This window comes from Geodermatophilus sp. SYSU D01176 (assembly GCF_054050015.1).
The window spans coordinates 24895-49956 of the sequence record NZ_JBJGYN010000005.1 but is presented as its reverse complement, the minus strand read 5'-3'; the positions used below and the strand labels follow the sequence as shown (position 1 = coordinate 49956).

Here is a 25062-nt window from a genome sequence, read left to right as displayed (position 1 = left end):
CCCCGGCACCGCTACGCGGAGGACCGGCCTGCTCGGGCACCGGCCCAGCGTGACACCAGGACCGCGTCCAGCAGGTGAACCACGCCCAGCAGCAGGATGCCGACCGCCGCACCCACCACGGCGTCGGTGACCCAGTGGAAGTCCAGCGAGACCATGGCGACGCCGGTCGCCACCGGGCCGGCCACGCTGAGCACCCACGTGGTCCGCTGCACCCACGGCGCGAGCCGGTACTGCACGGCCTGCCAGCGGGCCACCCCCCACATAAGCACGGCGTTGGCCACGTGCCCGGAGGGGTAGGAGGCGCCGTCGCGGTGGAAGAACGACCCGGGGTAGGCGGGCGCGGTGCGGCCGGTGCCGTACTTGAAGGAGTAGACGACGGCGGTCAGCAGCACCAGCGCGAGCAGCACCCGCACCAGCGGGAGCACCGTGCGGGAACGCCATCCGAGGTAGCCGACCAGGCCGGCGAGCACGATGAGGATGAACCCGCGCCCGCCGAGCTGGGTCACCGCCCAGACCGGCCAGTAGGCGGCCGAGTCCTTCAGGTCCCAGGCGCTCACCACCTCGGAGACCCGCAGGTCCATCCGCTCCAGCACACCGCGGGTGAGCAGGTCGACGGTCACGGCGAGGGTCACGGCCACCGCGAGCACCAGCAGCCACCGCGGGGGGCGGCCGACGGAGACCGCCGGGGCGGCGGGTGCGGGGCCGGCGGCGTCCGGGGGGGACGCCCCGGGACGCCGCCGCACCGCGCCGCTGGTCACGTCGGCCACGGTACCGGGCCGTGACCTGCCCGTGACCTCGCTCGATGGGGTCAGCGTGTCAGGCAACCGGCGCCGCGAACTCCTCGAGCGCGGCCGCCAGTCCGCCGTCCACCCGTGCGCTGAGCCGGGTCCCGCCGGCCTCGTGGGTCTCCCGGAGCACCTCGCCGTCCCGGTGCACCCGGGCCACCAGGTCGCCCCGGTCGTAGGGGACCAGAACGTCGACCTCGACGTCGGGGTGCGGCAGCCGGGCCGCGACGATGTCGCGGAGCTGCTCGATCCCTGCTCCCGTGCGGGCCGACACCCACACCGCGCCCGGCAGCGCCCGGCGCAGGGTGAGGATGTCCTCCTCGCTCATGGCGTCGACCTTGTTGACGACGACGAGCTCGGGCACCGCCGACGCGTCGATGTCCCGGAGGACGATGTGCACGGCGTCGATCTGGCCCAGCGGGTCGGGGTCGGAGCCGTCGACGACGTGCAGCAGCAGGTCGGCGGCGGCCACCTCCTCCAGCGTGGAGCGGAAGGCGTCGACCAGCTGGTGCGGCAGGTGCCGCACGAAGCCGACGGTGTCGGTGAGCGTGTACTCGCGGCCGTCCGGGGACTGCGCCCGGCGCACCGTCGGGTCCAGGGTCGCGAACAGCGCGTTCTCGACCAGCACGCCGGCACCGGTGAGCCGGTTGAGCAGGCTGGACTTGCCGGCGTTGGTGTACCCGGCGATCGCCACGCTGGGGACGGCGTTGCGCCCGCGGGCCGACCGCTGGGTGGCCCGGGCGGTCGCCATGCCGGCGATCTCGCGACGCAGCTTGCTCACCCGCGCCCGGATCCGCCGCCGGTCGGTCTCGATCTTGGTCTCACCGGGACCGCGGGTGCCGATGCCGCCACCGCCGGCGACCCGGCCACCGGCCTGCCGGGACAGCGACTCACCCCAGCCGCGCAGCCGCGGCAGCATGTACTGCATCTGCGCCAGCTCGACCTGCGCCTTGCCCTCCCGGCTGGAGGCGTGCTGGGCGAAGATGTCGAGGATCAGCGCGGTCCGGTCGACCACCTTGACCTTGAGGATCTTCTCCAGCGCGTTGAGCTGGCCGGGGGTCAGCTCGCCGTCGCAGATCACCGTGTCGGCGCCGGCGGCCGCGACGATGTCCCGGATCTCCGCGGCCTTGCCCGACCCCACGTAGGTGCCGGCGTCGGGCTTGTCGCGCCGCTGGCTCACCGCCTCCAGGACCTGCGAGCCCGCGGTCTCGGCCAGCGCGGCCAGCTCGGCGAGCGAGCGGTCGGCGTCGGCCTGCGTCCCCTCGGTCCAGACCCCGACCAGCACCACGCGCTCCAGGCGCAGCTGCCGGTACTCGACCTCGGTGACGTCGGCGAGCTCGGTCGACAGGCCGGCGACGCGGCGCAGCGCGCCGCGGGCCTCGAGGGCGTAGGAGCCGGTGGTGTCGTCCGGCTCGTCCCACCCCTCGTCCGGGCGGGGCGCCTCCTCGGCGGGCGCGGGGGCGGCGCGGGGGGCGCGCTCCTCGGCGTCGGCGAGCACGGCGCGGTTCTGTGCGGTCGTCATCGTCTCCAGCGTGGCAGACCCCAGCACCTGGGGCATCCGAGTTGTCATCACCCGGTGCAACACCGTGACCGTCGCGGAGCATCCCGCGCGCGTGGCCGGGTCGCCACCGGGTAGGGCCGGACGACGACCGACACTCCGAGGAGGCTCGAGATGAGCGAGACGGGCAGCAGCACAGCGGGAGCGAACGAGGAGATCGACGACCCGGGCCGGGACCCCCAGGGCCTCAACCCGCCGCGGAACCCGCTGTCCGGCGGGCTGGGCAGCACGACCGGCGGACCGGACCAGGACAGCGGCCGCGGCGAGCCCGAGGGCAGCCCGGGCATCGCCGGGCAGTCGATGATGCCCGAGGCCCCGGAGGAGACCGAGAACACGAAGGACTGACGGAGGACCCCCCCTCCAGCACCTCACCCGGCCCGGAGCCACTCCGGGGTGAGCTCGCCGGCCGCGACCACGACCGCGGGGCCGGACAGCACCGTCGTCCGCTCGTCGACGGTCACCCGCAGCCGGCCGCCGGGGACGTCGACGGTGACCGTGCCCGTGGCCGCGCCCGCGGCCTCGAGCGCCGTCCAGGCCGCGGCGCAGGCCCCGGTGCCGCACGAGCGGGTCTCCCCCACCCCGCGCTCGGACACCCGCAGCCGCACGTGCCGGCCGGCCTCCAGGACGTTGACGAACTCGACGTTGACGCCGTCCGGGAACAGCTCGGGGTCGACCGCCGGCGCCGTGCTGAGGTCGAGGCCGTCGACGTCGACGTCGGTGAGGACGGCCAGGTGCGGGTTGCCCATGGACACCGCGCGGCCGGGGAACGAGGTGCCGTCGAGGTCGGCGGCGCCGGCGCCGAACGGCCGGGCCGGGCCCATGTCCACCCAGTAGCCGCCGTCGGCCGCCGCCCCGACCCGGCGGGGCCCGCCGCGGGTGCCGACCCAGATGCCGTCGGCGCAGGCGGCGCGCTCGACCAGGCCCTCGGTGACCAGCACGTGCAGGAACAACCGGATCCCGTTGCCGCACATCTCGGCGGTGGAGCCGTCGGCGTTGCGGTGGTCCATGAACCACTCGCACCGCGCCAGCGCCTCGCCCAGCACGGCGGGGGCGTCGGGCACGTGCGCGCTGCGGACGACGCGCAGCACGCCGTCCCCACCGAGGCCGGAGCGGCGCTCGCACAGCCGCCGCACCATCGCCGCGTCCAGCCGGCTCTCGGGCCAGCCGGTGCCGTCGGGGTCGGGCAGGACGACGAAGTCGTTCTCCGTGCCGTGGCCGATCAGCACCCGGTGCGCACTCACCGGTCCAGCGTACGAGGGGTGATCACCCCGAGGGCGGCGTCCACCAGGTCCGGCCGGGCGGCGTCGAGCCAGGTGGTCGCCGGGTCGCGGCGGAACCAGGAGCGCTGCCGGCGCACGAACCGGCGGGTGGCGCTCACGGTGCGCTCCCGCGCCTCGGCCGCTGTCAGCGCGCCGTCGAGCTGCGCCAGCACCTGCGCGTAGCCCAGCGCGCGCGAGGCCGTGGGCCCCTCGCGCAGGCCGTCGGCGGCCAGCGCCTCCACCTCGGCGGCGAACCCGGCGGCCCACATCCGGTCGACCCGCGCGGCGACCCGCTCGTCGAGCTCGGCCGGCTCGCGGTCCAGTCCGACGACGACCGCCGGGTAGTGCGGCCGCGGGTCGGGCAGCGTCGCCCGGAACGGACCGCCGGTGAGCTCCACGACCTCGAGCGCCCGCACGATCCGCCGACCGTTCGAGGGCAGGACGGCGGCCGCAGCGGCGGCGTCGAGCGCGGCCAGCCGGGCGTGCAGCGCGGCCGGGCCGGCGTCGGCGAGCTCGGCCTCCAGCCGGGCCCGCACCGCGGGATCGGTGCCGGGGAAGTCCAGCTCGTCGAGGACGGCGCGCACGTAGAGGCCGGAGCCGCCGACCAGCAGCGGCACCACCCCCGCCGCCCGCAGCCGGTCGACCTCGGCGCGGGCCAGCCGCCGGTACTCCGCGACCGACGCCGCCTGGCGCACGTGCCAGAGGTCGAGCAGGTGGTGGGGCACGCCGTCCCGCTCGGCGGCGTCGGGCTTGGCGGTGCCGATGTCCATGCCGCGGTAGAGCTGCATCGAGTCGGCGTTGACCACCTCGCCGCCCAGCGCGTGCGCGAGGGCGACCCCGAGGGCGGTCTTGCCGGTGGCGGTCGGGCCCACCAGCGCGACGACGGGTGGGGAACCGCTCATCGCACGCTCCAGTCGGCCACCAGGTAGCCGACGCCGAAGGGCGCCTCGTGCGCGTGCAGCCGGCCGGCGACCTCCCGGCCGGCGAGCGCGGCGCCGACCGCCCGCCAGGCGGGGACGCCGGCGGCGAGGAGCCGGGCGCCCTCGGCGGGGTCGAGCGCGGCCAGGGCGGCCGGGTCGCCGGCGGCCAGCGCGGCGGCGACGGCGTCGTCGAAGGGCCCGGCGGCCGCGTCGAGGTGGCCGGGCGCCTTGAGCGAGCGCCGCGCCGAGCCGTCGCCCATCGCCACGACGGCGACCGGCCCGGGCAGGCCGGCCAGCACGTCGGCGAGGTCGTCGGGCCCCACCCCGAGGCGGGCGCCGCCGTACCCGGCCGCGTCCAGCAGCCAGGCGCCGAGCGTGTGCGCCAGCGGGGTGCGGCGCCCGGAGGCCCGGACGGGACCGCAGAACGGGACCGCCACGTCCACCCCGAAGCCGTGCAGGTCCCCGCCGTCGCCCGCGCCGAACCGCCCGCAGCCCGCCTCGCCGCCGACGACCACGACCGCGTCCGGCCGCGTGCTCAGCACCGCGTCCACCGCCGTCGCGCAGGCCGCCCGCAGCGCGGCGGTGTCCGCCGCCGCCCGCCCGGCGACGGCCGGTACCAGCAGCGGCGGGCACGGGCAGAAGGCGACGGCGGCCGGGACCGAGCTCACCGCAGCAGTGTCCCGGATGCGTCGTGGGACACTCCGACACGTGTCCAGCACGGAGAACGCCGGAAACCCCTCGCAGCAGCTGACCCAGCCCGAGACGGCCGGATCCGAGGCGGTCGCCCCCGACGCGGGGACGGCGGCGGCGCCCACCCCGGGTGACGCCGCTCTCGCCGACCCGACCGCGGGAGTCGGCGAGCAGCCCGCGCCGGAGGCCGCCGAGCAGCCCGCGCCGGAGGCCGTTGCGCCGGAGACGACCGCACCCGAGGCCCCCGCGGCACCGCACGCCGTCCCGCACCCGCCCGCAGATGCGGCCCCGGCGTCCGACCCCGCCCGGTGGGGGCGGGTGGACGAGGACGGGACGGTGTACGTCCGCACCGCCGAGGGCGAGCGCGCCGTCGGCTCGTGGCAGGCCGGCGACCCGGCGGCGGGGCTGGCCCACTACGCCCGCCGCTACGACGACCTGGCCACCGAGGTCGGCCTGCTCGAGGCGCGGCTCAAGGCGCACACCGGCAACCCCAGCGAGATCAAGGCCAAGGCGCAGGCGCTGGCCGAGTCCATCCCCACCGCCACCGCCGTCGGTGACCTCGACGGGCTGGCCGCCCGCGCCCGGGCGATGGTGGAGACCGCGGACTCCGCGGCCGCCGAGTCCCGGGCGGAGAAGGCCGCCGCGCGGGCCGCGCAGGTCGCCCGCAAGGAGGCACTGGCCGCTGAGGCCGAGCAGATCGCCGCCGAGTCCACCGCCTGGAAGGCCGCGGGCGACCGGCTCAAGGCCATCGTCGAGGAGTGGAAGACCATCCGCGGCATCGACCGCAAGACCGATGAGGCGCTGTGGAGCCGGTTCGCCGCCGCCCGTGACGCCTTCGGCCGCCGCCGCGGCGCGCACTTCGCCGCCCTCGACGCCCAGCGCGGCGAGGCCCGAGCGGCCAAGCAGGAGCTGATCGCCGAGGCCCAGCGGCTGTCGACGTCCACCGAGTGGGGCCCCACGAGCGCCGCCATGCGCTCGCTGATGGACCGCTGGAAGGCCGTGCCCCGCACCGGCCGCGACGGCGACGACGACCTGTGGAAGCAGTTCCGCGCGGCGCAGGACGTCTTCTTCAGCGCCCGCGCGGAGTCGGACAAGGCCCGCAACGCCGAGCAGCTGGCCAACCAGCAGGCCAAGGAGGAGATCCTGGCCGAGGCCGAGAAGCTCGATCCGTCCAGCGACCTGCGCGGGGCGCAGAACGTGCTGCGCAAGCTGCAGGAGCGCTACGACGCCATCGGCCACGTGCCGCGCGGCGCGATGCGCCAGCTGGAGGACCGGATGCAGGCCGTCGAGCAGCGCATCCGCGGCGCCGTCGACACCTCTCGCCCGCGGGTGGCCCCGGAGAACCCGATGGTCACCTCGATGCGGCAGGCGGTCGCCAAGGCCGAGGAGCAGCTCGCCAAGGCCGAGGCCGCCGGCGACGCGCGGCGGGTCGAGGAGGCCCGCGCGAACCTCGTCACGCGGCAGGAGTGGCTGGCCGAGGCGGAGAAGAGCGCCAACCGCCGCTGAGGCCCCGCACCGGGCCGGTCACCTCGAGCGGCCCATCCGGTGGCGGCCGAGGAAGTCGGCCAGCACCGTGGCCAGCGGCCCCGCGTGGGTGAGCGCCAGGTCGTGGCCCGCGCCGGGGAAGACGACGTCCTCGGCCTGCGGTAGCCAGCGGAGGACGGCGTCCCGGGCCTCGGCGAACCACGGCATGCTGTCGCCTCCGGCCACGCACAGAGCCGGCTGCCGGATCCGGCCGGCCTCCCGCGGCCCGAAGGCCGAGGACATGAGCGCCGGCACGTCGGTCTCGAAGAACGTCGCGCAGTCCCGTTCCATCTGGGCGACCGCCCCCGGGAGGTCACGCTCCACCGCGTGGCGCCAGCCCGGTCCGACGACCCGGTTCAGGAAGGAGTCCAGGGCCGCCAGCGGGCCACGTGCGCGGGAGTCCTCGACCAACGCGGCGTTGGCCGCACGGAACTCGGCGGCGCGCGGTGTGAACACCGGCGGGGCCTCGATGACGGTCAGCGTGTGCACGACCTCCGGGGCGTCCGCCGCCAGCTGCAGGACGACGGCCGCGCTGTAGGACACCCCCACGACGTGCGCCCGTGCGATGCCGAGCGCGGCGAGCAGCCGCCGGCAGTCGTCGGCATCCCGCGCGACCGAGCCCGGCCCCCGGACGGGGCTGCTCCCCCCGTATCCCCGTCTGCGGTAGGAGACGATGCGGTGGTGGTCCCGGAGCGCCGGCTGCTCGGCGAGCGGCCGCAGCTCGTCCGCAGTCAGCGCGGTGGGGACGAGGACCAGCGGCTCCCCGGCGCCGCGGACCTCGGTCTCCAGCTCCGCCCCGCCGACGTCCACCCGCCGCACCGGCGGGCGACCTGGTGGGGGATGGGTCCGGGACACCGCACCTCCGCCGTCGGGCCGCGGTCGTCCGACCGCGCCGTTCTCACACGGGCGCGCCGACGCGGGGCATGCCCAGCAGCACGCCCGGCGTCGTCGGGCGGGTGCCCGCCTCGGCCGCGTCCCCGGCGCGGGTGCGCCGGTGCGATCGCAGCGGGCCGTCGGCGACCAGGTGGTGCGGCGCGGCCTGGGTGATCACGGTCTCGACCACGTCACCCGGCCGGACGCCGTCCGCCGCCGTGAAGTGCACCAGCCGGCCGTCGCGGGCCCGGCCGGACAGCCGCCCGGTGCGGGCGTCCTTGCTGCCCTCCCCCGCGGCGACCAGCAGCTCGACGGCCCGCCCGACCTGCACGCGGTTCTCCGCCCAGCTGATCTCCTCCTGCAGCGCGGTGAGCCGCAGGTAGCGCTCCTGCACGACCTCCTTGGGCAGCTGGCCCGCCATCTCGGCGGCCGGCGTCCCGGGCCGCCGGGAGTACTGGAAGGTGAAGGCGCTGGAGAAGCGGGCGGCCCGCACCACGTCGAGGGTCTGCTCGAAGTCGGCCTCGGTCTCGCCGGGGAAGCCCACGATGATGTCGGTGGTGATCGCCGCGTCCGGCATCGCCGCGCGCACCCGGTCGAGGATCCCCAGGTAGCGCTCCTGCCGGTAGCCGCGGCGCATCCGGCGCAGGACGTCGTCCGACCCGGACTGCAGCGGCATGTGCAGCTGGTGGCAGACCGCCGGCGTCTCGGCCATCGCGTCGATGACGTCGTCGGTGAACTCGCGCGGGTGCGGGCTGGTGAACCGGACCCGCTCCAGGCCCTCGATCCGCCCGGTCGCGCGCAGCAGGTCGGCGAAGGCGCCGCGGTCCCGGAACTCCACGCCGTAGGCGTTGACGTTCTGGCCGAGCAGCGTCACCTCGAGCACGCCCTGGTCGACCAGCGCCTGCACCTCCGCCAGGATTTCGCCCGGTCGGCGGTCCTTCTCCTTGCCGCGCAGCGCCGGGACGATGCAGAACGTGCAGGTGTTGTTGCAGCCGACGCTGATCGACACCCAGCCGGAGTAGGCGGAGTCCCGCTTCGCCGGCAGGGTCGACGGGAAGACCTCCAGGGCCTCGGCGATCTCGACCTGCGCCTCGGCGTTGTGCCGCGCGCGCTCCAGCAGCGCCGGCAGCGAGCCGACGTTGTGGGTGCCGAAGACGACGTCCACCCACGGCGCGCGCCGCACGATCTCGCCGCGGTCCTTCTGCGCCAGGCAGCCGCCGACGGCGATCTGCATCCCCGGGTGCGCGTCCTTGACCGGACGGAGGTGGCCGAGGTTGCCGTAGAGCCGGTTGTCGGCGTTCTCCCGCACCGCGCAGGTGTTGAGGACGACGACGTCGGCGTCGGTGCCCTCGGGGGCGGCGCTGTAGCCGGCGGCCTCCAGCAGCCCGGAGAGGCGCTCGGAGTCGTGCACGTTCATCTGGCAGCCGTAGGTGCGGACCCGGTAGGTCCGCCCGGCAGCCTGCAGGTCGGTCGTCATGACGCACCGAGGGTACGGCGACCCGATCGGGTGTCCCCGCCTCACACGGCCGGGGCTTCGTTACGCCTTCGTGATCGCGCGGGGCGGATGCCGTCGTCCGCCGCCTCTAGGGTTCCCCGGGTGACCAGCCGTACCGCCGGAGAGCCTCTCGTCCGCCTGTCCGGGGTCGACAAGTGGTTCGGCCACCTGCACGTGCTGCAGGACATCGACCTGTCGATCGACCGCGGCGAGGTCGTCGTCGTCATCGGGCCGTCGGGGTCCGGGAAGTCGACGCTGTGCCGCACGATCAACCGCCTGGAGCCGATCGACGCGGGTGAGATCACCATCGACGGCCAGCGGCTGCCTGCGGAGGGCAGGGAGCTGGCCCGGCTGCGGGCCGACGTGGGCATGGTCTTCCAGAGCTTCAACCTCTTCGCGCACAAGACCGTGCTGGAGAACGTGACCCTCGGCCCGGTCAAGGTGCGCAGGAAGTCCAGGGGTGAGGCCGAGCAGCGGGCCCGCGAGCTCCTCGACCGGGTGGGCGTCGGGACGCAGGCCGACAAGTACCCCGCCCAGCTGTCCGGCGGCCAGCAGCAGCGCGTCGCCATCGCCCGCGCGCTGGCGATGGACCCGAAGGTGATGCTCTTCGACGAGCCGACCTCCGCGCTGGACCCGGAGATGATCAACGAGGTCCTCGACGTGATGACCTCGCTGGCCCGCGACGGCATGACGATGGTCGTCGTCACCCACGAGATGGGCTTCGCCCGCCGGGCGGCCAACCGGGTCGTGTTCATGGACGGCGGCCGGATCGTCGAGTCCGCCGACCCCGAGACCTTCTTCACCCGTCCGCAGTCCGAGCGGGCCAAGGACTTCCTGTCCAAGATCCTCACCCACTGACCGCGTTCCCCGATCGGAAGGACCCGCACATGAGGACCCGCCGCACGACCCTGGCGGCCACGGTCGCCGTCGCCGCTCTCGTCCTGACCGCCTGCGGCGGCGGTGACGAGGGCGAGGAGACCGCCGCCGAGCCGTCGGTCGCCGAGGCCCCCGAGTTCGAGCCCGGGACGACGATGGCCGAGCTCGCCGAGCAGGGCACGATCACGGTCGGCACCAAGTTCGACCAGCCCGGCTTCGGCCTGGAGAACCTGTCGGGCGAGGTCGAGGGCTTCGACGTCGAGATCGCCAAGATCATCGCCGGTGGTCTGGGCATCGCGCCCGAGGACATCGAGTTCGTCGAGACGCCGTCGGCCGTGCGCGAGGAGGTCCTCGAGGGCGACGAGGTCGACATGGTCGTCGCCACGTACACGATCAACGACCAGCGCAAGGAGCGGGTCTCCTTCGCCGGGCCGTACTACGTGGCCGGCCAGCAGATCATGGTTGCCTCGGACAACGACACGATCACCGGGCCGGAGTCCTTCCGCGACAACCCCGACGCCACGGTCTGCTCGGTCACCGGGTCGACGCCGTCGGAGAACATCCGGCAGTACCTGGCCAACGACGGGCAGCTGGTGCTGTTCGAGGAGTACTCGCAGTGCGCGGACGCGCTGGGCAACGGCCAGGTCGACGCCGTCACCACCGACAACGTCATCCTGCTGGGCTTCGTCTCGGAGTCCGACGGCGCCTTCAAGCTCGTCGGTGAGCAGTTCACCGAGGAGCCCTACGGCATCGGCATCGCCAAGGGCGACGTCGCCTTCTGCGAGTTCATCAACGAGACCCTCGCGGCGAACGAGGAGGCCTACACCGAGGCGTGGGAGTCCACCGCCGGCCAGGTCGAGGGCGCCGAGACGCCCACCCTGCCCGAGCCCGCGCCCTGCTCCTGACCCGTCCCGGGACCGCGGCCGGCCGGCGACGTCCGGCCGGCCGCGGTCCCGACCCCCTGACCCCCGACCACCCGACCGAGAGCGAGCGCGCGTGGACGCGGTGACCGACAACCTCGGCCTGTTCGTCGAGGGGTACCTGACGTCGCTGCAGATCATCCTGGTGGCGCTCGTCGGGTCCCTGGTGCTCGGCCTGCTGATCGCGGCCTGCCGCGTCTCCCCCGTGCCGCCGCTGCAGACGTTCGGGACCTTCTGGGTGACGACCTTCCGCAACACCCCGCTGTCGGTCGTCCTGTTCGCATGCGCGTTCGGCCTGCCCGAGCTCGGCATCAACCGCACGTTCTTCTTCTTCGGCGTGCTCGGGCTGGTGCTCTACACCTCCGCCTTCGTCTGCGAGGCGATCCGGTCCGGCATCAACTCGGTACCCGCCGGCCAGGCCGAGGCCGCCCGCTCGATCGGGCTGAACTTCACCCAGGGGCTGCGCTTCGTGGTGCTCCCGCAGGCGCTGCGCACCGTCGTCCCGCCGCTGGGCAGCGTCGTCATCGCCATGATGAAGAACTCCGCGGTCGTGGGCGCCTTCGGGGTCGGCGGCGACCTGTGGAGCACCGGGCAGACCCTCACCAGCGCCCGCGGGTACGAGACGCTGCCGGTCTTCATCGGGGTCGCCATCGGCTACCTCTGCATCACGCTGCCGGCCGGGGCGCTGTTGCAGGTCATCGAGCGGAGGGTGGCGATCGCCCGATGAGCCAGACGTCCGTGCTGTACGACGCCCAGGGCCCGCGCGCCCGGCGCCGCACCCGCATCGCCACCGTGGTGGCCCTGCTGGCCCTGGCCGGGCTGGCGTTCCTGGTCGTCCGTCGCCTGGCCGCCCAGGGTGAGTTCTCGATGGAGAAGTGGGGCCCGCTCGTCGACCCCTCCAACGAGGCCTTCGAGCCCGTGTGGCAGCTGCTCGGCGAGGGCGTGGTCAACACGCTCAGGGCCGCGGCCGTGGCGATGACGCTGTCGATCGTGCTCGGGACGCTGATCGCCGTGGCCCGGCTCTCACTCGGCCGCGCCGGGCGCATCCCGCTGATCGGCCTGGTCGAGTTGTTCCGTGGGCTGCCGGTCGTGGTGCTCGTCTACTTCGGCGCCCGCGTGCTGGACGACGTCGGCGTCCCGCTCGAGCAGCTGCCAGGCGGGCAGACGTTCTGGGGCCTCGTCATCGGCCTGACCGCCTACAACATGGTGATCTTCGCCGAGGTGGTGCGGGCCGGTGTCGAGTCGCTGCCCCGTGGTCAGCGGGAGGCGGCGCTGGCGACCGGGCTCACCAATGGCCAGGCGATGCGCCTCGTGCTGCTGCCGCAGGCCTTCCGCGTCATGCTGCCGGCGATCATCAGCCAGCTCGTGGTGGTGCTCAAGGACACCTCGCTGGTGACCTTCGTGGCCAACTACGACGAGCTGCTGAGCCAGGGCGAGAGCATCCGCCGCAACCTGGACAACCCGATCCAGACGTTCGTCGTCGTCGCACTGATCTACATCGCGATCAACTACGCCCTCGGCCGGCTGGCGCAGTACCTCGAGAGCCGGCAGACGCGGACCGCGGGCCGGGCCGGAGCAACCGCCGACGAGGACAGCCGGGTGCCGGTGGGCGGCGGGGCCTGACCGGCGGGGCGGGACGGGCCGGTCACAGCCGAGGCCGCGCCTGCCGATAGCGCAGGAGTGGACACCGCCCTCCGCCCCGCCGTGCCCCCGCTCCCGGCGCCGGTGCGCCGCCCGGCGGCGCCCATGGACGCCGCGCAGGAGTTCGTGACCCGGCTGCGCGCCTCCGCGTCCTCACTGGCCTCCGCCGCGGGCGCCGCCACGGCCGTCGTGCGCGAGGTCGTGCCGCCGGCCCGGCACCGGCGGTCGCGCTGCCGGGTGGTGCTCCGCTTCGCCGGCGGCGAGGAGACCGACCTGACCTTCCTGGGGCCGGTGAGCTCGGCGGCCGCTGCCCCCGAGCGGGCCTTCGACCTGCAGATCCGAGCGTGGCTGTCCTCCGGGCTCGGCAGCGAGGGCAGCTGGCTGGTCGCCGACGACGAGGCTCCGGACGGCGTCGCCGTCGACGTGACCGCCTGGTCGGCGGCCGCGCGCACCACCGGCTGACCCGCTCCCGCGCCGGGCAGGCACAGCAGGGGATTCCTGCTTCCCTGGGTCGCACCCTCGGGTCCACCATGGGTCTGGCGCTCCCGAGCCCGTGGGGCGCTGCCGGTCCCTGGGAGCCCCGATGACCGCTCTGGCCCCGCATCCGATCGTCTCCCGGCCGAGCGCGGCTGCACCGGTGGCCAGAGGCTCACGCTTCCTCAGCCTGCTGCGGACCACCGACCACAAGACCATCGGCCTGATGTACACGGCGACGGCGTTCGCGTGGTTCCTCGTCGGCGGTCTCATGGCGATGCTCATGCGCGGCGAGCTGGCCCGGCCCGGCCTGCAGTTCCTGTCGCCGGAGCAGTACAACCAGCTGTTCACCATGCACGGCACGGTGATGCTGCTGTTCTTCGCGACGCCGCTGTTCTTCGCGTTCGGCAACCTGATCATGCCGCTGCAGATCGGCGCGCCGGACGTCGCCTTCCCCCGGCTGAACGCCTTCTCCTACTGGCTGTTCCTGTTCGGCTCGATGCTCGCGGCCGGCGGTTTCCTCACCCCGAGTGGCGCCGCGGACTTCGGCTGGTACGCCTACACGCCGCTGTCCGACGTGACCCACAGCCCCGGGGTCGGGGCGGACATGTGGATCACGGGGCTCGCGGTCAGTGGCCTGGGCACGATCCTCGGCGCGGTCAACTTCCTCACCACGATCGTCTGCCTGCGGGCGCCGGGCATGACGATGTTCCGGATGTCGATCTTCTGCTGGGGCACGCTGGTCACGACCCTCCTGATCCTGGTCGCGTTCCCCATCCTCACCGCGGCGCTGATGGCGCTGCTCGCCGACCGGCAGCTGGGTGCCCTCGTGTACTCGGAGGAGAACGGCGGCCCGATGGTGTGGCAGCACCTCTTCTGGTTCTTCGGCCACCCCGAGGTCTACATCATCGCGCTGCCGTTCTTCGCGATCATCAGCGAGATCGTCCCGGTGTTCAGCCGCAAGCCGCTGTTCGGCTACAAGGGGATGATCTTCGCGCTCATCGCGATCGCCTTCCTGTCGTTCACCGTGTGGGCGCACCACATGTACGCGACCGGCGCGGTGCTGCTGCCGTTCTTCGCGTTCCTGACCTACCTGATCGCGGTGCCCACGGGGATCAAGTTCTTCAACTGGATCGGCACCATGTGGCGCGGCCAGCTCACCTTCGAGACCCCGATGCTGTTCGCCGTCGGGTTCATGGTGACCTTCCTGCTCGGCGGCCTCACCGGTGTGCTGCTGGCCTCACCGCCGCTGGACTGGCACGTCAACGACAGCTACTTCGTCGTGGCCCACTTCCACTACGTGGTCTTCGGCACCGTCGTGTTCGCCGCGTACGGCGGCATGTACTTCTGGTTCCCCAAGATGTGCGGCCGGATGATGGACGAGCGGCTCGGGAAGCTGCAGTTCTGGATGACGTTCATCGGCTTCCACGGCACGTTCCTGGTGCAGCACTGGCTCGGCGCCGAGGGCTTCCCGCGGCGCTATGTCAACTACCTGCCCACCGACGGCTTCACCACGCTGAACACCGTGTCGACGATCTTCTCGTTCGTCCTCGGCGCCTCGATCATCCCGTTCCTGTACAACGTCGTGCACTCGTGGCGCTACGGCCCCCTGGCGCTGCGGGACGACCCCTGGGGGCATGGGAACTCGCTGGAGTGGGCGACGTCGTCCCCGCCGCCGCGGCACAACTTCACCGAGATCCCGAAGATCCGCTCCGAGCGGCCGGCGTTCGAGGCGCACTACCCGCACCTCATCGACCGCCTGGAGCAGGAGAAGCACGTCGGGAAGCGGCACGAGCCCTACGCCGGCGTGAGCGACGTCGGCCTGAGCGCAGGTCCGCGGCAGGGCAGCCGGGACCCCGACCCGACCTGAGCACCGACCCCCTGCAGGCTCCCCACGGGACGCGCGGGCGCCCGGTCAGGGCAGGTATGCGTCCAGGCCCGGCTCGTCGTGCGCACCCGGCTCCTCGGCGTCCCCGCCGGTCCGGTCCTCGTCGAGGGCCTCCCGGATCACCCAGGCGGCCAGTCCGGAGCCGTAGCCCTTGCGGGCGAGCATGCCCACCAGCCGGCGCTCGGCGGTGACCCGGTCGACCCGCCGCAGCCCGGGCAGCCGGCGCTGCACGAGGCGGCGGGCGGCGTCCCACTCGTCCTGGTCGTCGACGAGCGCGACCGCTTCCTCGGCGACCTCGCCGTCGACGCCCTTGGCGCGCAGCTCCGCCTTGAGTGCGCGCCGGGCCAGACCGCGCCCGGTCTGACGTGAGGTCACCCAGGCCCGGGCGAAGGCGGCGTCGTCGATGAGCCCGACCTCGCCGAAGCGGTCCAGGACCAGCTCGGCGACGTCGTCGGGGATCCCACGCCTGGCGAGGAGGTCGGCCAGCTGCTGACGGGTCTTGGGTGCGCCGGTCAGCGCCCGCAGGCAGATCGACCGGGCGACCTGCTCGGGATCGCCCGGGTCGTCCTCGGGGTGCGGGCCACCGGCTGGCGGGGCGGCGTCCGGACCGTCCGGGTCAGGGGACGAACCGGAGCGCCGACCGCGTCGGCGTCCGGGAGCCGAGCGCTCCCGGGCCTCGGGCCAGCCGCCCACCGTCAGAAGTCGGGCTGGTCGGCCGCGGCCGGCTCATCCAGCTTCGCGCCGATGCCGAGCTTCTCCTTGACCTTCTTCTCGATCTCGTCGGCGAGGTCGGGGTTGTCGCGCAGGAACGTGCGGACGTTCTCCTTGCCCTGGCCGAGCTGGTCGCCCTCGTACGTGTACCAGGCGCCGGACTTGCGGATGAAGCCCTGCTCGACGCCGGCGTCGATCAGGCCGCCCTCACGGCTGAAGCCCTGACCCCACAGCAGGTCGAGCTCGGCCTGCTTGAACGGCGCGGCCACCTTGTTCTTGACGATCTTCACGCGGACACGGCTGCCGACCGCCTCGGTGCCCTGCTTGAGGGTCTCGATACGGCGGACGTCGAGCCGGACCGACGAGTAGAACTTCAGCGCGCGGCCACCGGTGGTGACCTCCGGCGAGCCGTAGACCACGCCGACCTTCTCGCGCAGCTGGTTGATGAAGATCGCGGTGGTGCCGGAGTTGTTCAGCGCACCGGTGATCTTGCGGAGCGCCTGGCTCATCAGCCGGGCCTGCAGACCGACGTGGCTGTCACCCATCTCGCCCTCGATCTCGGCGCGGGGCACGAGGGCGGCCACCGAGTCGATGACGATGACGTCGAGCGCGCCGGAGCGGATGAGCATGTCGGCGATCTCCAGCGCCTGCTCACCGGTGTCGGGCTGGCTGACCAGCAGCGCGTCGGTGTCGACGCCGATCGCCCGGGCGTACTCGGGGTCCAGCGCGTGCTCGGCGTCGATGAACGCCGCGATGCCGCCGGCGGCCTGGGCGTTGGCCACCGCGTGCAGGGCGACCGTCGTCTTGCCGGATGCCTCGGGGCCGTACACCTCGATGACGCGGCCGCGCGGCAGGCCACCGATGCCGAGGGCGATGTCGAGGGCGATGGAGCCGGTCGGGATGACCTTGATCGCCTGCGCGGCGTTGTCGCCCAGCCGCATGACCGAGCCCTTGCCGAACTGCTTGTCGATCTGGGCGAGGGCCATGTCGAGGGCCTTGTCGCGGTCGAGCGTTGCCATGGTGCTCACCTTCGGGAAGTCGCGATGCCGTGTGTTCGAGCGGGTCGGTGTCGACGCTAGAGCGGGGGTCTGACACTTCCGGGGGATCCGGCCGACCTGTGGAGGAACGCCCGGCCTGTGGACTGCGGCACCCAATCTAGCCCGAACGTGTGTTCGACTGCCAGCGTGACACGCCGCTCCTGCGACTCAGCGCTCCTTGCGCGGCACGTCGAACTCCTCGCAGATCGCCAGCCACACGCGCCGCACCGGCAGGCCGGCCTCGATCGCCTCGACGGCGCTGCGACCGCCCAGCGAGGAGAAGACGTGGTCGCGGGCCACGCTCTCGGCGCGCATCGAACCGAACTGCTCGCGGAGCCGGGACCAGAAATCCTGCAGTCGCACGCCCTCGACGCTAGCGCGCACCCGGAGGGTCCGGCTCAGGCCGTCCGGCTCCTACGCTGGGGCGGTGATCGGTACCGGCTCCGACACCCTGGACCTCGTCCTGGAGATCGGGATAGCCCTGGCGCTCCTGCTCTCGCTGGTCCTGCTCTGGCGCAACTACCGGGGGCGCTGAGCCCTCACCGCTCCCCGGCGACGGCCGGTGCGCGCCCACACCAGCAGCAGCGGCAGCACGAGCGCGGCCGAGACCGTCGCGACCAGCCCGTAGCCGCCGAGGGCGAGCAGCGGGCCCCCCGCCACGCCGGCGACCGCGGCGCCGAGGCCCATGAGCAGGTCGGTGCCGCCCTGCGCCGCCGGCCGCTGCCCCTCGGCGACCGCCTCGGTGACCAGCGTGGAGCCGGCGATCAGTCCGCAGGACCAGCCGAGTCCGAGCAGCAGCAGCCCGGCGCCGAGCTGCAGCGCCGCCCTCGGGGGCGCCGTCCCCGCGAGCAGGGCCGCCGCCAGCAGCAGGCCCGCCCCCACGGCCACGGTCGCCCGCCGTCCGGCCCGGTCGGCCAGCATCCCGACCAGCGGCGAGAAGAGGTACATCCCCGCGACGTGCACGCTGATGACCAGGCCGATGACGCGCAGGGTCGTCCCGCCGTCATGGCCCATGTGGACCGGCGTCATCACCATCACGCCGACCATCACGGCGTGGGAGACCACGACCGCGGCGAGGCCCAGCCGGCCGCGGGGGTCGGCCCAGACCGTGCGGACGGCGGCCGTGGTCGCCCGTCGGGGCCGGCCGGCGTCCACCCCCGCGCCGCGCAGCCGGCGGGCCATGAGCAGCGGGTCCGGCCGCAGCAGGGCCAGCAGGCCCAGCGCGACCACGGCGAAGACGGCCACGGAGATGGCGAAGGAGCCGGTGAGCGGCGGCAGTCCGAGGACCTCGCCGAGCGCCTCGCCGGGGCCGGCGAGGTTCGGGCCGAGCACCGAGCCGACCGTGGTCGCCCACACCACCAGGGAGAGCGCCCGCCCCCGGTGCTCCGGGGTGGCGAGGTCGGCCGCGGCGTAGCGGGCCTGCAGGCCGCAGGCGGTGGCCGCGCCGAAGGCGAACAGGCCGGCGAGCAGCAGCGGGAGGGAGGAGAGGATCGCCGCCACCACGGTGACCAGCGACCCGAGGACGGCGACGGCGTACCCGGCCGCCAGCCCGGCTCGCCGCCCGGCACGGTCGCTGATCTGCGCCAGCGGCACGGCGAGGACGGCGGCGCCGAGCACGCCGGCCGTCTGGCCGAGACCGGCCGCGGTCTCAGTGCCGGCCACGTCGCGGGCGAGGAGGCCGCCGACGGTGATGCCCACCGTGATGCCGAGCCCGCTCAGGGCGACTCCCCCGCTGAGCACGCCGAGGGTCCGGCGCTGGACGGCGGCCGGGTCGGCCGTCCGGGTCTGCGCGGTCACGGCCCGGCCCGCCTACAGGCCCAGCGAGCGGCCGACGATCTCCCGCATGATCTCGTTGGTGCCGCCGTAGATGGGCTGGATGCGCGCGTCCCGCCAGGCCTTCGAGACCGGGTACTCGTCCATGTAGCCGTAGCCGCCGTGCAGCTGCAGGCAGCGGTCGGCCACCTTGTTCTGCAGCTCCGTCGTCCAGTACTTGGCCATCGCGGCGTCCACCGGGGTGAGCTCGCCGTCGTCGAGCTGCCGCACGCACTCGTCGACGAAGGTGCGGGCGATGGTGACCTCGGTGTGGAGCTCGGCCAGGACGAACCGGCTGTTCTGGAAGCTGCCCACCGGCCGGCCGAAGGCGGTGCGCCCGGTGACGTACTCGATGGTCTGGGCCAGGACGGTCTCGGCCGCGGCCACCGCACCGACGGCGATCGACAGCCGTTCCTGCGGCAGGTTCTCCATCAGGTGCGCGAAGCCGCGGTTCTCCGTGCCCAGCAGGTTCTCGGCCGGCACCCGCACGTCGTCGAAGTACAGCTCCGCGGTGTCCTGCGCCTTGAGCCCGATCTTGGCGAGGTTGCGGCCCCGGGTGAAGCCGGGCATGTCCCGCTCGACGACCAGGAGGCTCAGCCCGCGCGAGCCGGGCGCGTCGGGGTCGGTGCGGGCCACGACGATGACCAGGTCGGCGTTGATGCCGTTGGTGATGAAGGTCTTGGAGCCGGTGAGCAGCCACGCGTCGCCGTCGCGGCGGGCCGTCGTCCGGATGCCCTGCAGGTCGCTGCCGGCCGCCGGCTCGGTCATCGCGATGGCGGTGATGAGCTCACCGCTGCAGAACCCGGGCAGCCAGCGCTGCTTCTGCTCCTCGGTGCCGAGGTCGCGCAGGTAGGGCCCGGCGACGTCGTTGTGCAGGCCGAAGCCCAGGCCGGTGGCGCCGATCCGCATGAGCTCCTCGTCGAGGACCGCCTGGTAGCGGAAGTCGCGCACGCCCCCACCGCCGTACCGCTCGTCCATGTCGGTGCCGAGCAGGCCCTGCGCGCCCGCCGAGGTCCACACCTCGCGGGGCACGATGCCGTCGCGCTCCCACTGGTCGTGGAAGGGGACGACGTGCTTCTCGGCCCAGGCGCGGACGGTCCCCCGGAAGTCCTCGTGCTCGGCCTCGTACAGGGATCGGCGCATGGCGGTCAGTGTGCCGCACACCAGGTCGGGCCCGGTCGGTCCCGCGCAGGTCAGCGGAGTGTCGTACCCCTGTGGACACTGGGAGCCGTGCCCGCCCTCGACCGGTTCTCCGAGCCCACCCGGGCGTGGTTCACCGGCGCCTTCGCCGAGCCCACCGCCGCGCAGGAGGGCGCCTGGCAGGCCATCAGCAGCGGGGGCCACGCCCTCGTCGTGGCCCCCACCGGCTCGGGCAAGACCCTCGCCGCCTTCCTCTGGTCGCTGGACCGGCTGGCCGGCACCCCGCCGCCGGCCGACGAGCAGGCCCGCTGCCGGGTCCTCTACGTCTCGCCGCTGAAGGCGCTGGCCGTCGACGTCGAGCGCAACCTGCGCGCTCCCCTGGCCGGCATCGGACAGGCCGCGGCGCGGCTGGGCCTGCCGCGCCCGGACATCCGGGTGGGCACCCGGTCCGGCGACACCCCCGCCGAGGAGCGGCGCGCCTTCGCCCGGCGGCCCACCGACATCCTGATCACCACGCCGGAGTCGCTGTTCCTGCTGCTCACCAGTTCCGCGCGCGAGGCGCTGCGCGGTGTCGAGACGGTGATCGTCGACGAGGTGCACGCGGTGGCCGACACCAAGCGCGGCGCCCACCTGGCCGTCTCCCTCGACCGGCTCGACGAGCTGCTGGAGCGCCCGGCGCAGCGGATCGGCCTGTCGGCGACCGTGCGGCCCGTCGAGGAGGTGGCCACGTTCCTCGCCGGCGGTCGCCCGGTGGAGGTCGTCGCCCCCGGGTCGGCCAAGGAGTGGGACCTCTCGGTCGTCGTCCCGGTCGAGGACATGAGCACCCTGGGTCAGCCCACCGGGGAGCTCGACGGCTCGGCGGCGGGCGACCAGCCGCGGACGTCGATCTGGCCGGCGGTCGAGGAGCGCGTGCTCGACCTCGTGGGAGCCCACCGCAGCACGATCGTGTTCGCCAACTCCCGGCGGCTGGCCGAGCGGCTGACCAGCCGGCTCAACGAGCTGGCCTACGAGCGGGCGACCGGGGAGCCGGTGCCGCCGGGCACCAACGCCGCCGCGCTCATGGCGCAGGCCGGCTCCGGCGGCGGCGTGCCCGACGGCGTCCAGCCGGTGGCCGCCGCCCACCACGGCTCGGTGTCCCGCGAGCAGCGGGCGATCGTGGAGGAGGCCCTGAAGTCCGGGCGGCTGCCGGCGGTGGTGGCCACCTCGAGCCTGGAGCTGGGCATCGACATGGGCGCGGTCGACCTGGTCGTCCAGGTCGAGGCGCCGCCCACCGTCGCCTCGGGCCTCCAGCGGGTGGGTCGTGCCGGCCACCAGGTGGGGGCGGTGAGCCGGGGCGTGCTGTTCCCGAAGTACCGCGGCGACCTGGTGCAGTGTGCGCTGGTCGCCGAGCGGATGAAGGCCGGGGCGATCGAGTCCATCCGCTACCTGCGCAACCCGCTGGACGTGCTGGCCCAGCAGGTGGTCGCCATCGTCTCCGAGCGGCCGCGGACGGTCGACGAGGTCGCCGCGCTGGTCCGCCGGTCCGCGCCGTTCGCCTCGCTCCCGGACTCCGCGCTGCACGCGGTGCTCGACATGCTGGCCGGCCGCTACCCGTCCGACGCCTTCGCCGAGCTGCGGCCGCGGCTGACGTGGGACCGGGTCACCGACACGCTCACCGCCCGCGGTGGCGCCCAGCGGCTGGCCGTCACCAGCGGCGGCACCATCCCCGACCGGGGCCTGTTCGGCGTCTTCCTCGTCGGCGGCGAGGACAGCCGCGGCGGCCGCCGCGTGGGTGAGCTGGACGAGGAGATGGTCTACGAGTCGCGGGTCGGCGACGTCTTCCTCCTCGGCTCGTCGTCCTGGCGCATCGAGGAGATCACCCACGACCGCGTGCTGGTCAGCCCGGCGCCCGGGCAGCCCGGGAAGATGCCGTTCTGGCACGGCGACGCGCCCGGCCGCCCGCTGGAACTGGGCCGCGCGCTCGGCGCCTTCCTCCGCGAGGTCGGCAACGCGACGCCCGAGGCCGGGCTCGACCGCGCCCGTGCCGCCGGGCTCGATGACTGGGGCGCGGCCAACCTGCTGGCCTACCTCGCCGAGCAGAAGCAGGTCACGGGGCACCTGCCCGACGACCGGACGCTGCTGGTGGAGCGCTTCCGCGACGAGCTCGGCGACTGGCGGCTGGTCGTCCACTCCCCCTTCGGCGCCCAGGTCAACGCCCCGTGGGCGCTGGTGCTCGCCGCCCGGCTGCGGGAGCGCTACGGCGTGGACGTCGCCTCGATGCACTCCGACGACGGCATCGTGCTGCGCCTGCCCGACACCACCGGGGAGCCGCCGGAGGCCGACCTCGCCGTCCTCGACCCCGATGACGTCGAGCGCGAGGTGACCGCCGAGGTGGGCAGCTCGGCGCTGTTCGCGAGCCGGTTCCGCGAGTGCGCGGCGCGGGCGCTGCTGCTCCCCCGCCGCGACCCGCGCCGACGCACGCCGCTGTGGCAGCAGCGGCAGCGCGCCGCCCAGCTGCTCTCGGTGGCCAGCGAGTTCTCCAGCTTCCCCATCACCCTCGAGGCCGCCCGCGAGGTGCTGCAGGACGTCTACGACGTGCCCGGCCTGGTGGAGCTGATGCGCGACGTCCGCTCCCGCCGGGTGCGGGTGGTCGACGTGCAGACCCAGGCGGCCTCCCCGTTCGCCCAGTCGCTGCTGTTCGGCTACGTCGGGCAGTTCCTCTACGAGGGCGACGCCCCGCTGGCCGAGCGGCGGGCGCACGCGCTCGCGCTCGACACCGGACTGCTCGCCGAGCTGCTCGGCCGCTCGGAGCTGCGGGAGCTGCTCGACGCCGAGGCGCTCACCGAGGTCGAGACCGAGCTGCAGCGACTGCCCGCCGAACGGCACCCGCGCGATCCCGACGGCGCGGCGGACCTGCTGCGGATCGTCGGTGACCTCACCCCGGCCGAAGCCGCCGCGCGCGGCCTGAGCCAGGAGTGGCTGGACGAGCTGGTGGCCGCCCGCCGCGCGCTGGTGGTGCGCATCGCCGGCGAGGAGCGGTACGTGGCGATCGAGGACGCCGGCCGGTTGCGCGACGCCCTCGGCACCGCCCTGCCGGTGGGGGTGCCCGAGGTCTTCACCGAGCCGGTGCCCGACCCGCTCGGCGACCTCGTCGGCCGCTACGCCCGGACGCACGGCCCCTTCCAGCCCGGTGAGGTGGCACAGCGGCTGGGGCTGGGCGTCGCGGTGGTGGTGGCCACGGTGCAGCGGCTGGTTGGCACCGGCCGGTTGGTCACCGGGGAGTTCCGCCCCGGCGGTACCGGCCAGGAGTGGTGCGACGCCGACGTGCTCCGGTCGGTCCGCCGGCGCAGCCTGGCCCGCCTGCGCCAGGAGGTCGAGCCGGTGCCGGTCGACACCCTGGCCCGGTTCACGCCGTCCTGGCAGTCGGTGGGCAGCCGGATGCGTGGTCCGGACGGCGTCCTCGCGGTGGTCGAGCAGCTCGCCGGGGCGCTGGTCCCGGCGAGCGCGCTGGAGTCGCTGGTGTTGCCGGCCCGGGTCCGCGACTACTCGCCCGCGATGCTCGACGAGCTGACCAGCGCCGGCGAGGTGCTGTGGGCCGGCGCCGGGGGGCTGCCCGGCGGCGACGGCTGGGTCAGCCTCGTGCCGGCCGACCTCGCACCGCTGCTGCTGCCGGAGCCGCTGGAGCTGCCCGAGGCGGGTCCCGCGGTGCTCGAGCACCTGGCCGGCGGGCAGGCGCTGTTCTTCCGCGGGCTGTCGGACCTGGCCGGCTCCACCGACGACGCCGCCTTCGCCGACCTCGTGTGGGACCTCGTCTGGTCCGGCGCGCTCACCAACGACACCCTGGCGCCGCTGCGCACCAGCCTCTCCGGCGGCGGCACGCACAAGCGCCAGCCCGCCCCGCCCCGGGCCCGGCTGGACCGCAGCCGCTACGGCCGCACCCGGCTCGGCCGGCCGGCCATGCCGACCCGCAGCGGACCGCCCACGATGGCCGGCCGGTGGTCCCGGCTGCCCGACCGCGAGGCCAACGCCACCAAGCGGACAACGGCCCGCGCCGAGGCGTTGCTCGAACGGCACGGCGTCCTCACCCGCGGCGCGGTGGTGGCCGAGCAGGTGGCCGGCGGCTTCTCCGCAGTCTACCCGGTGCTGCGGGCGTTCGAGGAGAACGGCCGGGCCCGGCGCGGCTACTTCGTGGAGACCCTCGGCGCCGCGCAGTTCGGCACCCCGGGGTCGGTCGACCGGCTGCGCAGCTTCGCCTCGCCGGACCGGGTGCCCGGCGGTGCGGTGGTGCTCGCGGCGACCGACCCGGCCAACGTCTACGGCGCGGCCCTGCCGTGGCCCGAGCGCCCCGGGAACACGACCGGCGAGGACGACGGCGGTGCGGCCGGCGCCGTCGACGTGGGTGAGGGCACCGGAGGCGGACGGCGCGGCGCGGGGCACCGGGCCGGGCGGAAGGCCGGCGCGCTGGTCGTGCTGGTCGACGGCGAGCTGGTGCTCTACGTCGAGCGTGGCGGCAAGACGCTGCTGTCCTGGACCGAGGACGAGACCGCGCTCAAGGAGGCCGCGACGGCGCTGTCCGGGGCGGTCGCGGCCGGCGCGCTGGGCCGGATGGTGGTGCAGAAGGCCGACGGCGCGTCGGTGCACGAGTCGACCCCGCTGTCGGCCGCCCTCCAGGCGGCCGGCTTCGCCGCCACCCCCCGGGGTCTGCGCGTGCGCGCCTGAGAGCGGCGCCGGCACCTTCCCGGCACCCGCCACGAGCATGCGAGGGTGCGCAGGACGGGGGTCCTCCGACGAGGGGCGGAGGCAGGGAGGTCCGTGCTCAGCCGCGGGAGGGGTGCAGCCAGCGGCGGAACAGGCGGGACAGCGCCGGCATGACGACGTAGCCGAGCAGCACCACCACGACGACGGCCGACAGCAGCAGCCGCGCCGGCACCGGCCACCCCGACACGTACGGGGCGACCAGCAGCTGGAAGCCCAGCGTGATGGCGAAGACGGCGACCACGGTGAGGACCGTCAGCCGCCAGCGGGGCCCCGGCCGCGACGGGGTCAGGGCCGTGAAGAAGCTGTCCAGGCCGGCCACGTGTGCGTAGTCGACCCGGTCGGTCAGGTGCTCGACGCGCTGCAGCGCGGCCTGCCGCTCGGTCGAGCGCTCCCAGCGGGCCAGCGACTCGCCGTCGGCGAACCGGTAGACCAGGTGGTAGCGCGTCGAGCCCGGGCCGGGACGCAGCAGGCTGGTGCCCAGGTTGCCCGGGAACCGGGCGGCCAGCTCCAGCACCTCGGCGGCCCATCCCTCGAAGGCCTCCCGCTGGTCGGCGCGCACGTCGCGGGCGACGGTGACCGTCACCGGCTCGGCGGCGGCGACCACCGCCTCGGGTGCGGTGACCGGGGCGTTCGGAGCTGCGTCGCGTCGCTGCACGGCAGGCTCAGCACCGAGCCGGACCTCCGCCTTCCCGCGGCGGAGGGTGACCTGCACCGCGTCGGAG

General features: G+C 74.5%; 22 protein-coding genes. 9 read left to right on the top strand and 13 right to left on the bottom strand.

Features of this window, described 5'->3' with window-relative positions; all coding sequences use genetic code 11:
- Positions 1–11: 11 nt before the first annotated feature.
- Positions 12–758 carry a phosphatase PAP2 family protein gene (locus ACI78Z_RS04915; RefSeq protein WP_457035404.1) on the bottom strand — a complete coding sequence of 249 codons (747 nt, stop codon included), beginning with the start codon at positions 756–758 and terminating at the stop codon, positions 12–14.
- Positions 759–816: 58 nt separating this feature from the next.
- Positions 817–2307: a GTPase HflX gene (hflX, locus tag ACI78Z_RS04910; RefSeq protein ID WP_457035403.1), complete on the bottom strand. Its 1491-nt coding sequence runs from the start codon at positions 2305–2307 to the stop codon at positions 817–819.
- Between the two features lie 150 nt (positions 2308–2457).
- On the opposite strand from hflX, the gene ACI78Z_RS04905 reads away from it, so the two are divergent.
- On the top strand, positions 2458–2688 hold the full coding sequence (locus tag ACI78Z_RS04905) for a hypothetical protein (protein ID WP_457035402.1): 231 nt from the start codon (positions 2458–2460) through the stop codon (positions 2686–2688).
- 23 nt (positions 2689–2711) lie between these two features.
- Here the strand turns inward: ACI78Z_RS04905 and dapF are convergent, their stop codons facing one another.
- From dapF to ACI78Z_RS04890, 3 genes are read right to left on the bottom strand one after another with little or no spacing between them, the layout of a single operon-like run.
- The gene (dapF, locus tag ACI78Z_RS04900; protein ID WP_457035401.1) at positions 2712–3584 is read right to left on the bottom strand and encodes a diaminopimelate epimerase; all 873 of its coding nucleotides are present in this window, start codon (positions 3582–3584) and stop codon (positions 2712–2714) included.
- Positions 3581–4504 (bottom strand): tRNA (adenosine(37)-N6)-dimethylallyltransferase MiaA, encoded by a 924-nt coding sequence (gene miaA / locus ACI78Z_RS04895; RefSeq protein ID WP_457035400.1) that lies wholly within the window; start codon positions 4502–4504, stop codon positions 3581–3583. Before miaA ends, dapF begins: the two co-directional genes overlap by 4 nt.
- On the bottom strand, positions 4501–5190 hold the full coding sequence (locus tag ACI78Z_RS04890) for a hypothetical protein (RefSeq protein WP_457035399.1): 690 nt from the start codon (positions 5188–5190) through the stop codon (positions 4501–4503). Before ACI78Z_RS04890 ends, miaA begins: the two co-directional genes overlap by 4 nt.
- Before the next feature lie 40 nt (positions 5191–5230).
- Between ACI78Z_RS04890 and ACI78Z_RS04885 the strand changes: the two genes are divergently transcribed.
- Complete coding sequence (locus ACI78Z_RS04885; RefSeq protein ID WP_457035398.1) at positions 5231–6718, top strand: DUF349 domain-containing protein; 1488 nt, start codon at positions 5231–5233, stop codon at positions 6716–6718.
- Between the two features lie 18 nt (positions 6719–6736).
- Here the strand turns inward: ACI78Z_RS04885 and ACI78Z_RS04880 are convergent, their stop codons facing one another.
- The gene (locus ACI78Z_RS04880) at positions 6737–7591 is read right to left on the bottom strand and encodes an alpha/beta fold hydrolase (protein WP_457035397.1); all 855 of its coding nucleotides are present in this window, start codon (positions 7589–7591) and stop codon (positions 6737–6739) included.
- A 43-nt stretch (positions 7592–7634) separates the two neighbouring features.
- A complete protein-coding gene (miaB, locus tag ACI78Z_RS04875) occupies positions 7635–9086 on the bottom strand; it encodes a tRNA (N6-isopentenyl adenosine(37)-C2)-methylthiotransferase MiaB (RefSeq protein WP_457035396.1) in 1452 nt (483 codons plus the stop codon).
- A gap of 120 nt (positions 9087–9206) precedes the next feature.
- Between miaB and ACI78Z_RS04870 the strand changes: the two genes are divergently transcribed.
- From ACI78Z_RS04870 to ctaD, 6 genes are all read left to right on the top strand, one after another.
- The gene (locus tag ACI78Z_RS04870; protein ID WP_457035395.1) at positions 9207–9962 is read left to right on the top strand and encodes an amino acid ABC transporter ATP-binding protein; all 756 of its coding nucleotides are present in this window, start codon (positions 9207–9209) and stop codon (positions 9960–9962) included.
- 29 nt (positions 9963–9991) lie between these two features.
- Positions 9992–10885 carry a glutamate ABC transporter substrate-binding protein gene (locus ACI78Z_RS04865; protein ID WP_457035394.1) on the top strand — a complete coding sequence of 298 codons (894 nt, stop codon included), beginning with the start codon at positions 9992–9994 and terminating at the stop codon, positions 10883–10885.
- Between the two features lie 91 nt (positions 10886–10976).
- Complete coding sequence (locus tag ACI78Z_RS04860; RefSeq protein ID WP_457035393.1) at positions 10977–11627, top strand: amino acid ABC transporter permease; 651 nt, start codon at positions 10977–10979, stop codon at positions 11625–11627.
- A complete protein-coding gene (locus ACI78Z_RS04855) occupies positions 11624–12523 on the top strand; it encodes an amino acid ABC transporter permease (RefSeq protein ID WP_457035392.1) in 900 nt (299 codons plus the stop codon). Before ACI78Z_RS04860 ends, ACI78Z_RS04855 begins: the two co-directional genes overlap by 4 nt.
- A 57-nt stretch (positions 12524–12580) precedes the next feature.
- A complete protein-coding gene (locus tag ACI78Z_RS04850; protein ID WP_457035391.1) occupies positions 12581–13003 on the top strand; it encodes a hypothetical protein in 423 nt (140 codons plus the stop codon).
- A 121-nt stretch (positions 13004–13124) separates the two neighbouring features.
- Complete coding sequence (ctaD, locus tag ACI78Z_RS04845) at positions 13125–14885, top strand: aa3-type cytochrome oxidase subunit I (protein WP_457035390.1); 1761 nt, start codon at positions 13125–13127, stop codon at positions 14883–14885.
- A gap of 45 nt (positions 14886–14930) precedes the next feature.
- On the opposite strand, the gene ACI78Z_RS04840 is transcribed toward ctaD, so the two are convergent.
- The 5 genes from ACI78Z_RS04840 to ACI78Z_RS04820 form a co-directional block, all read right to left on the bottom strand.
- Positions 14931–15596: a regulatory protein RecX gene (locus ACI78Z_RS04840; RefSeq protein ID WP_457035389.1), complete on the bottom strand. Its 666-nt coding sequence runs from the start codon at positions 15594–15596 to the stop codon at positions 14931–14933.
- A 2-nt stretch (positions 15597–15598) separates the two neighbouring features.
- On the bottom strand, positions 15599–16633 hold the full coding sequence (gene recA, locus ACI78Z_RS04835) for a recombinase RecA (protein WP_457035388.1): 1035 nt from the start codon (positions 16631–16633) through the stop codon (positions 15599–15601).
- A gap of 186 nt (positions 16634–16819) precedes the next feature.
- On the bottom strand, positions 16820–17014 hold the full coding sequence (locus ACI78Z_RS04830) for a DUF3046 domain-containing protein (RefSeq protein ID WP_170856611.1): 195 nt from the start codon (positions 17012–17014) through the stop codon (positions 16820–16822).
- A gap of 156 nt (positions 17015–17170) precedes the next feature.
- Positions 17171–18448, bottom strand: coding sequence for an MFS transporter (locus tag ACI78Z_RS04825; RefSeq protein WP_457035387.1), 1278 nt, complete (start codon positions 18446–18448; stop codon positions 17171–17173).
- Positions 18449–18460: 12 nt separating this feature from the next.
- A complete protein-coding gene (locus ACI78Z_RS04820; protein WP_457035386.1) occupies positions 18461–19606 on the bottom strand; it encodes an acyl-CoA dehydrogenase family protein in 1146 nt (381 codons plus the stop codon).
- A gap of 87 nt (positions 19607–19693) precedes the next feature.
- Here ACI78Z_RS04820 and ACI78Z_RS04815 point away from each other — a divergent pair, with 87 nt between their 5' ends.
- A complete protein-coding gene (locus tag ACI78Z_RS04815; protein WP_457035385.1) occupies positions 19694–24301 on the top strand; it encodes an ATP-dependent helicase in 4608 nt (1535 codons plus the stop codon).
- Positions 24302–24398: 97 nt separating this feature from the next.
- On the opposite strand, the gene ACI78Z_RS04810 is transcribed toward ACI78Z_RS04815, so the two are convergent.
- A complete protein-coding gene (locus tag ACI78Z_RS04810) occupies positions 24399–24995 on the bottom strand; it encodes an antibiotic biosynthesis monooxygenase (protein WP_457035384.1) in 597 nt (198 codons plus the stop codon).
- Positions 24996–25062 lie beyond the last annotated feature (67 nt).

Coding starts and splice junctions, on each gene's coding strand:
- hflX (WP_457035403.1), bottom strand. CDS start 2,307: ATGACGACCGCACAGAACCGCGCCGTGCTCGCCGACGCCGAGGAGCGC.
- ACI78Z_RS04905 (WP_457035402.1), top strand. CDS start 2,458: ATGAGCGAGACGGGCAGCAGCACAGCGGGAGCGAACGAGGAGATCGAC.
- miaA (WP_457035400.1), bottom strand. CDS start 4,504: ATGAGCGGTTCCCCACCCGTCGTCGCGCTGGTGGGCCCGACCGCCACC.
- miaB (WP_457035396.1), bottom strand. CDS start 9,086: ATGACGACCGACCTGCAGGCTGCCGGGCGGACCTACCGGGTCCGCACC.
- ACI78Z_RS04865 (WP_457035394.1), top strand. CDS start 9,992: ATGAGGACCCGCCGCACGACCCTGGCGGCCACGGTCGCCGTCGCCGCT.
- ACI78Z_RS04855 (WP_457035392.1), top strand. CDS start 11,624: ATGAGCCAGACGTCCGTGCTGTACGACGCCCAGGGCCCGCGCGCCCGG.
- ctaD (WP_457035390.1), top strand. CDS start 13,125: ATGACCGCTCTGGCCCCGCATCCGATCGTCTCCCGGCCGAGCGCGGCT.
- recA (WP_457035388.1), bottom strand. CDS start 16,633: ATGGCAACGCTCGACCGCGACAAGGCCCTCGACATGGCCCTCGCCCAG.
- ACI78Z_RS04820 (WP_457035386.1), bottom strand. CDS start 19,606: ATGCGCCGATCCCTGTACGAGGCCGAGCACGAGGACTTCCGGGGGACC.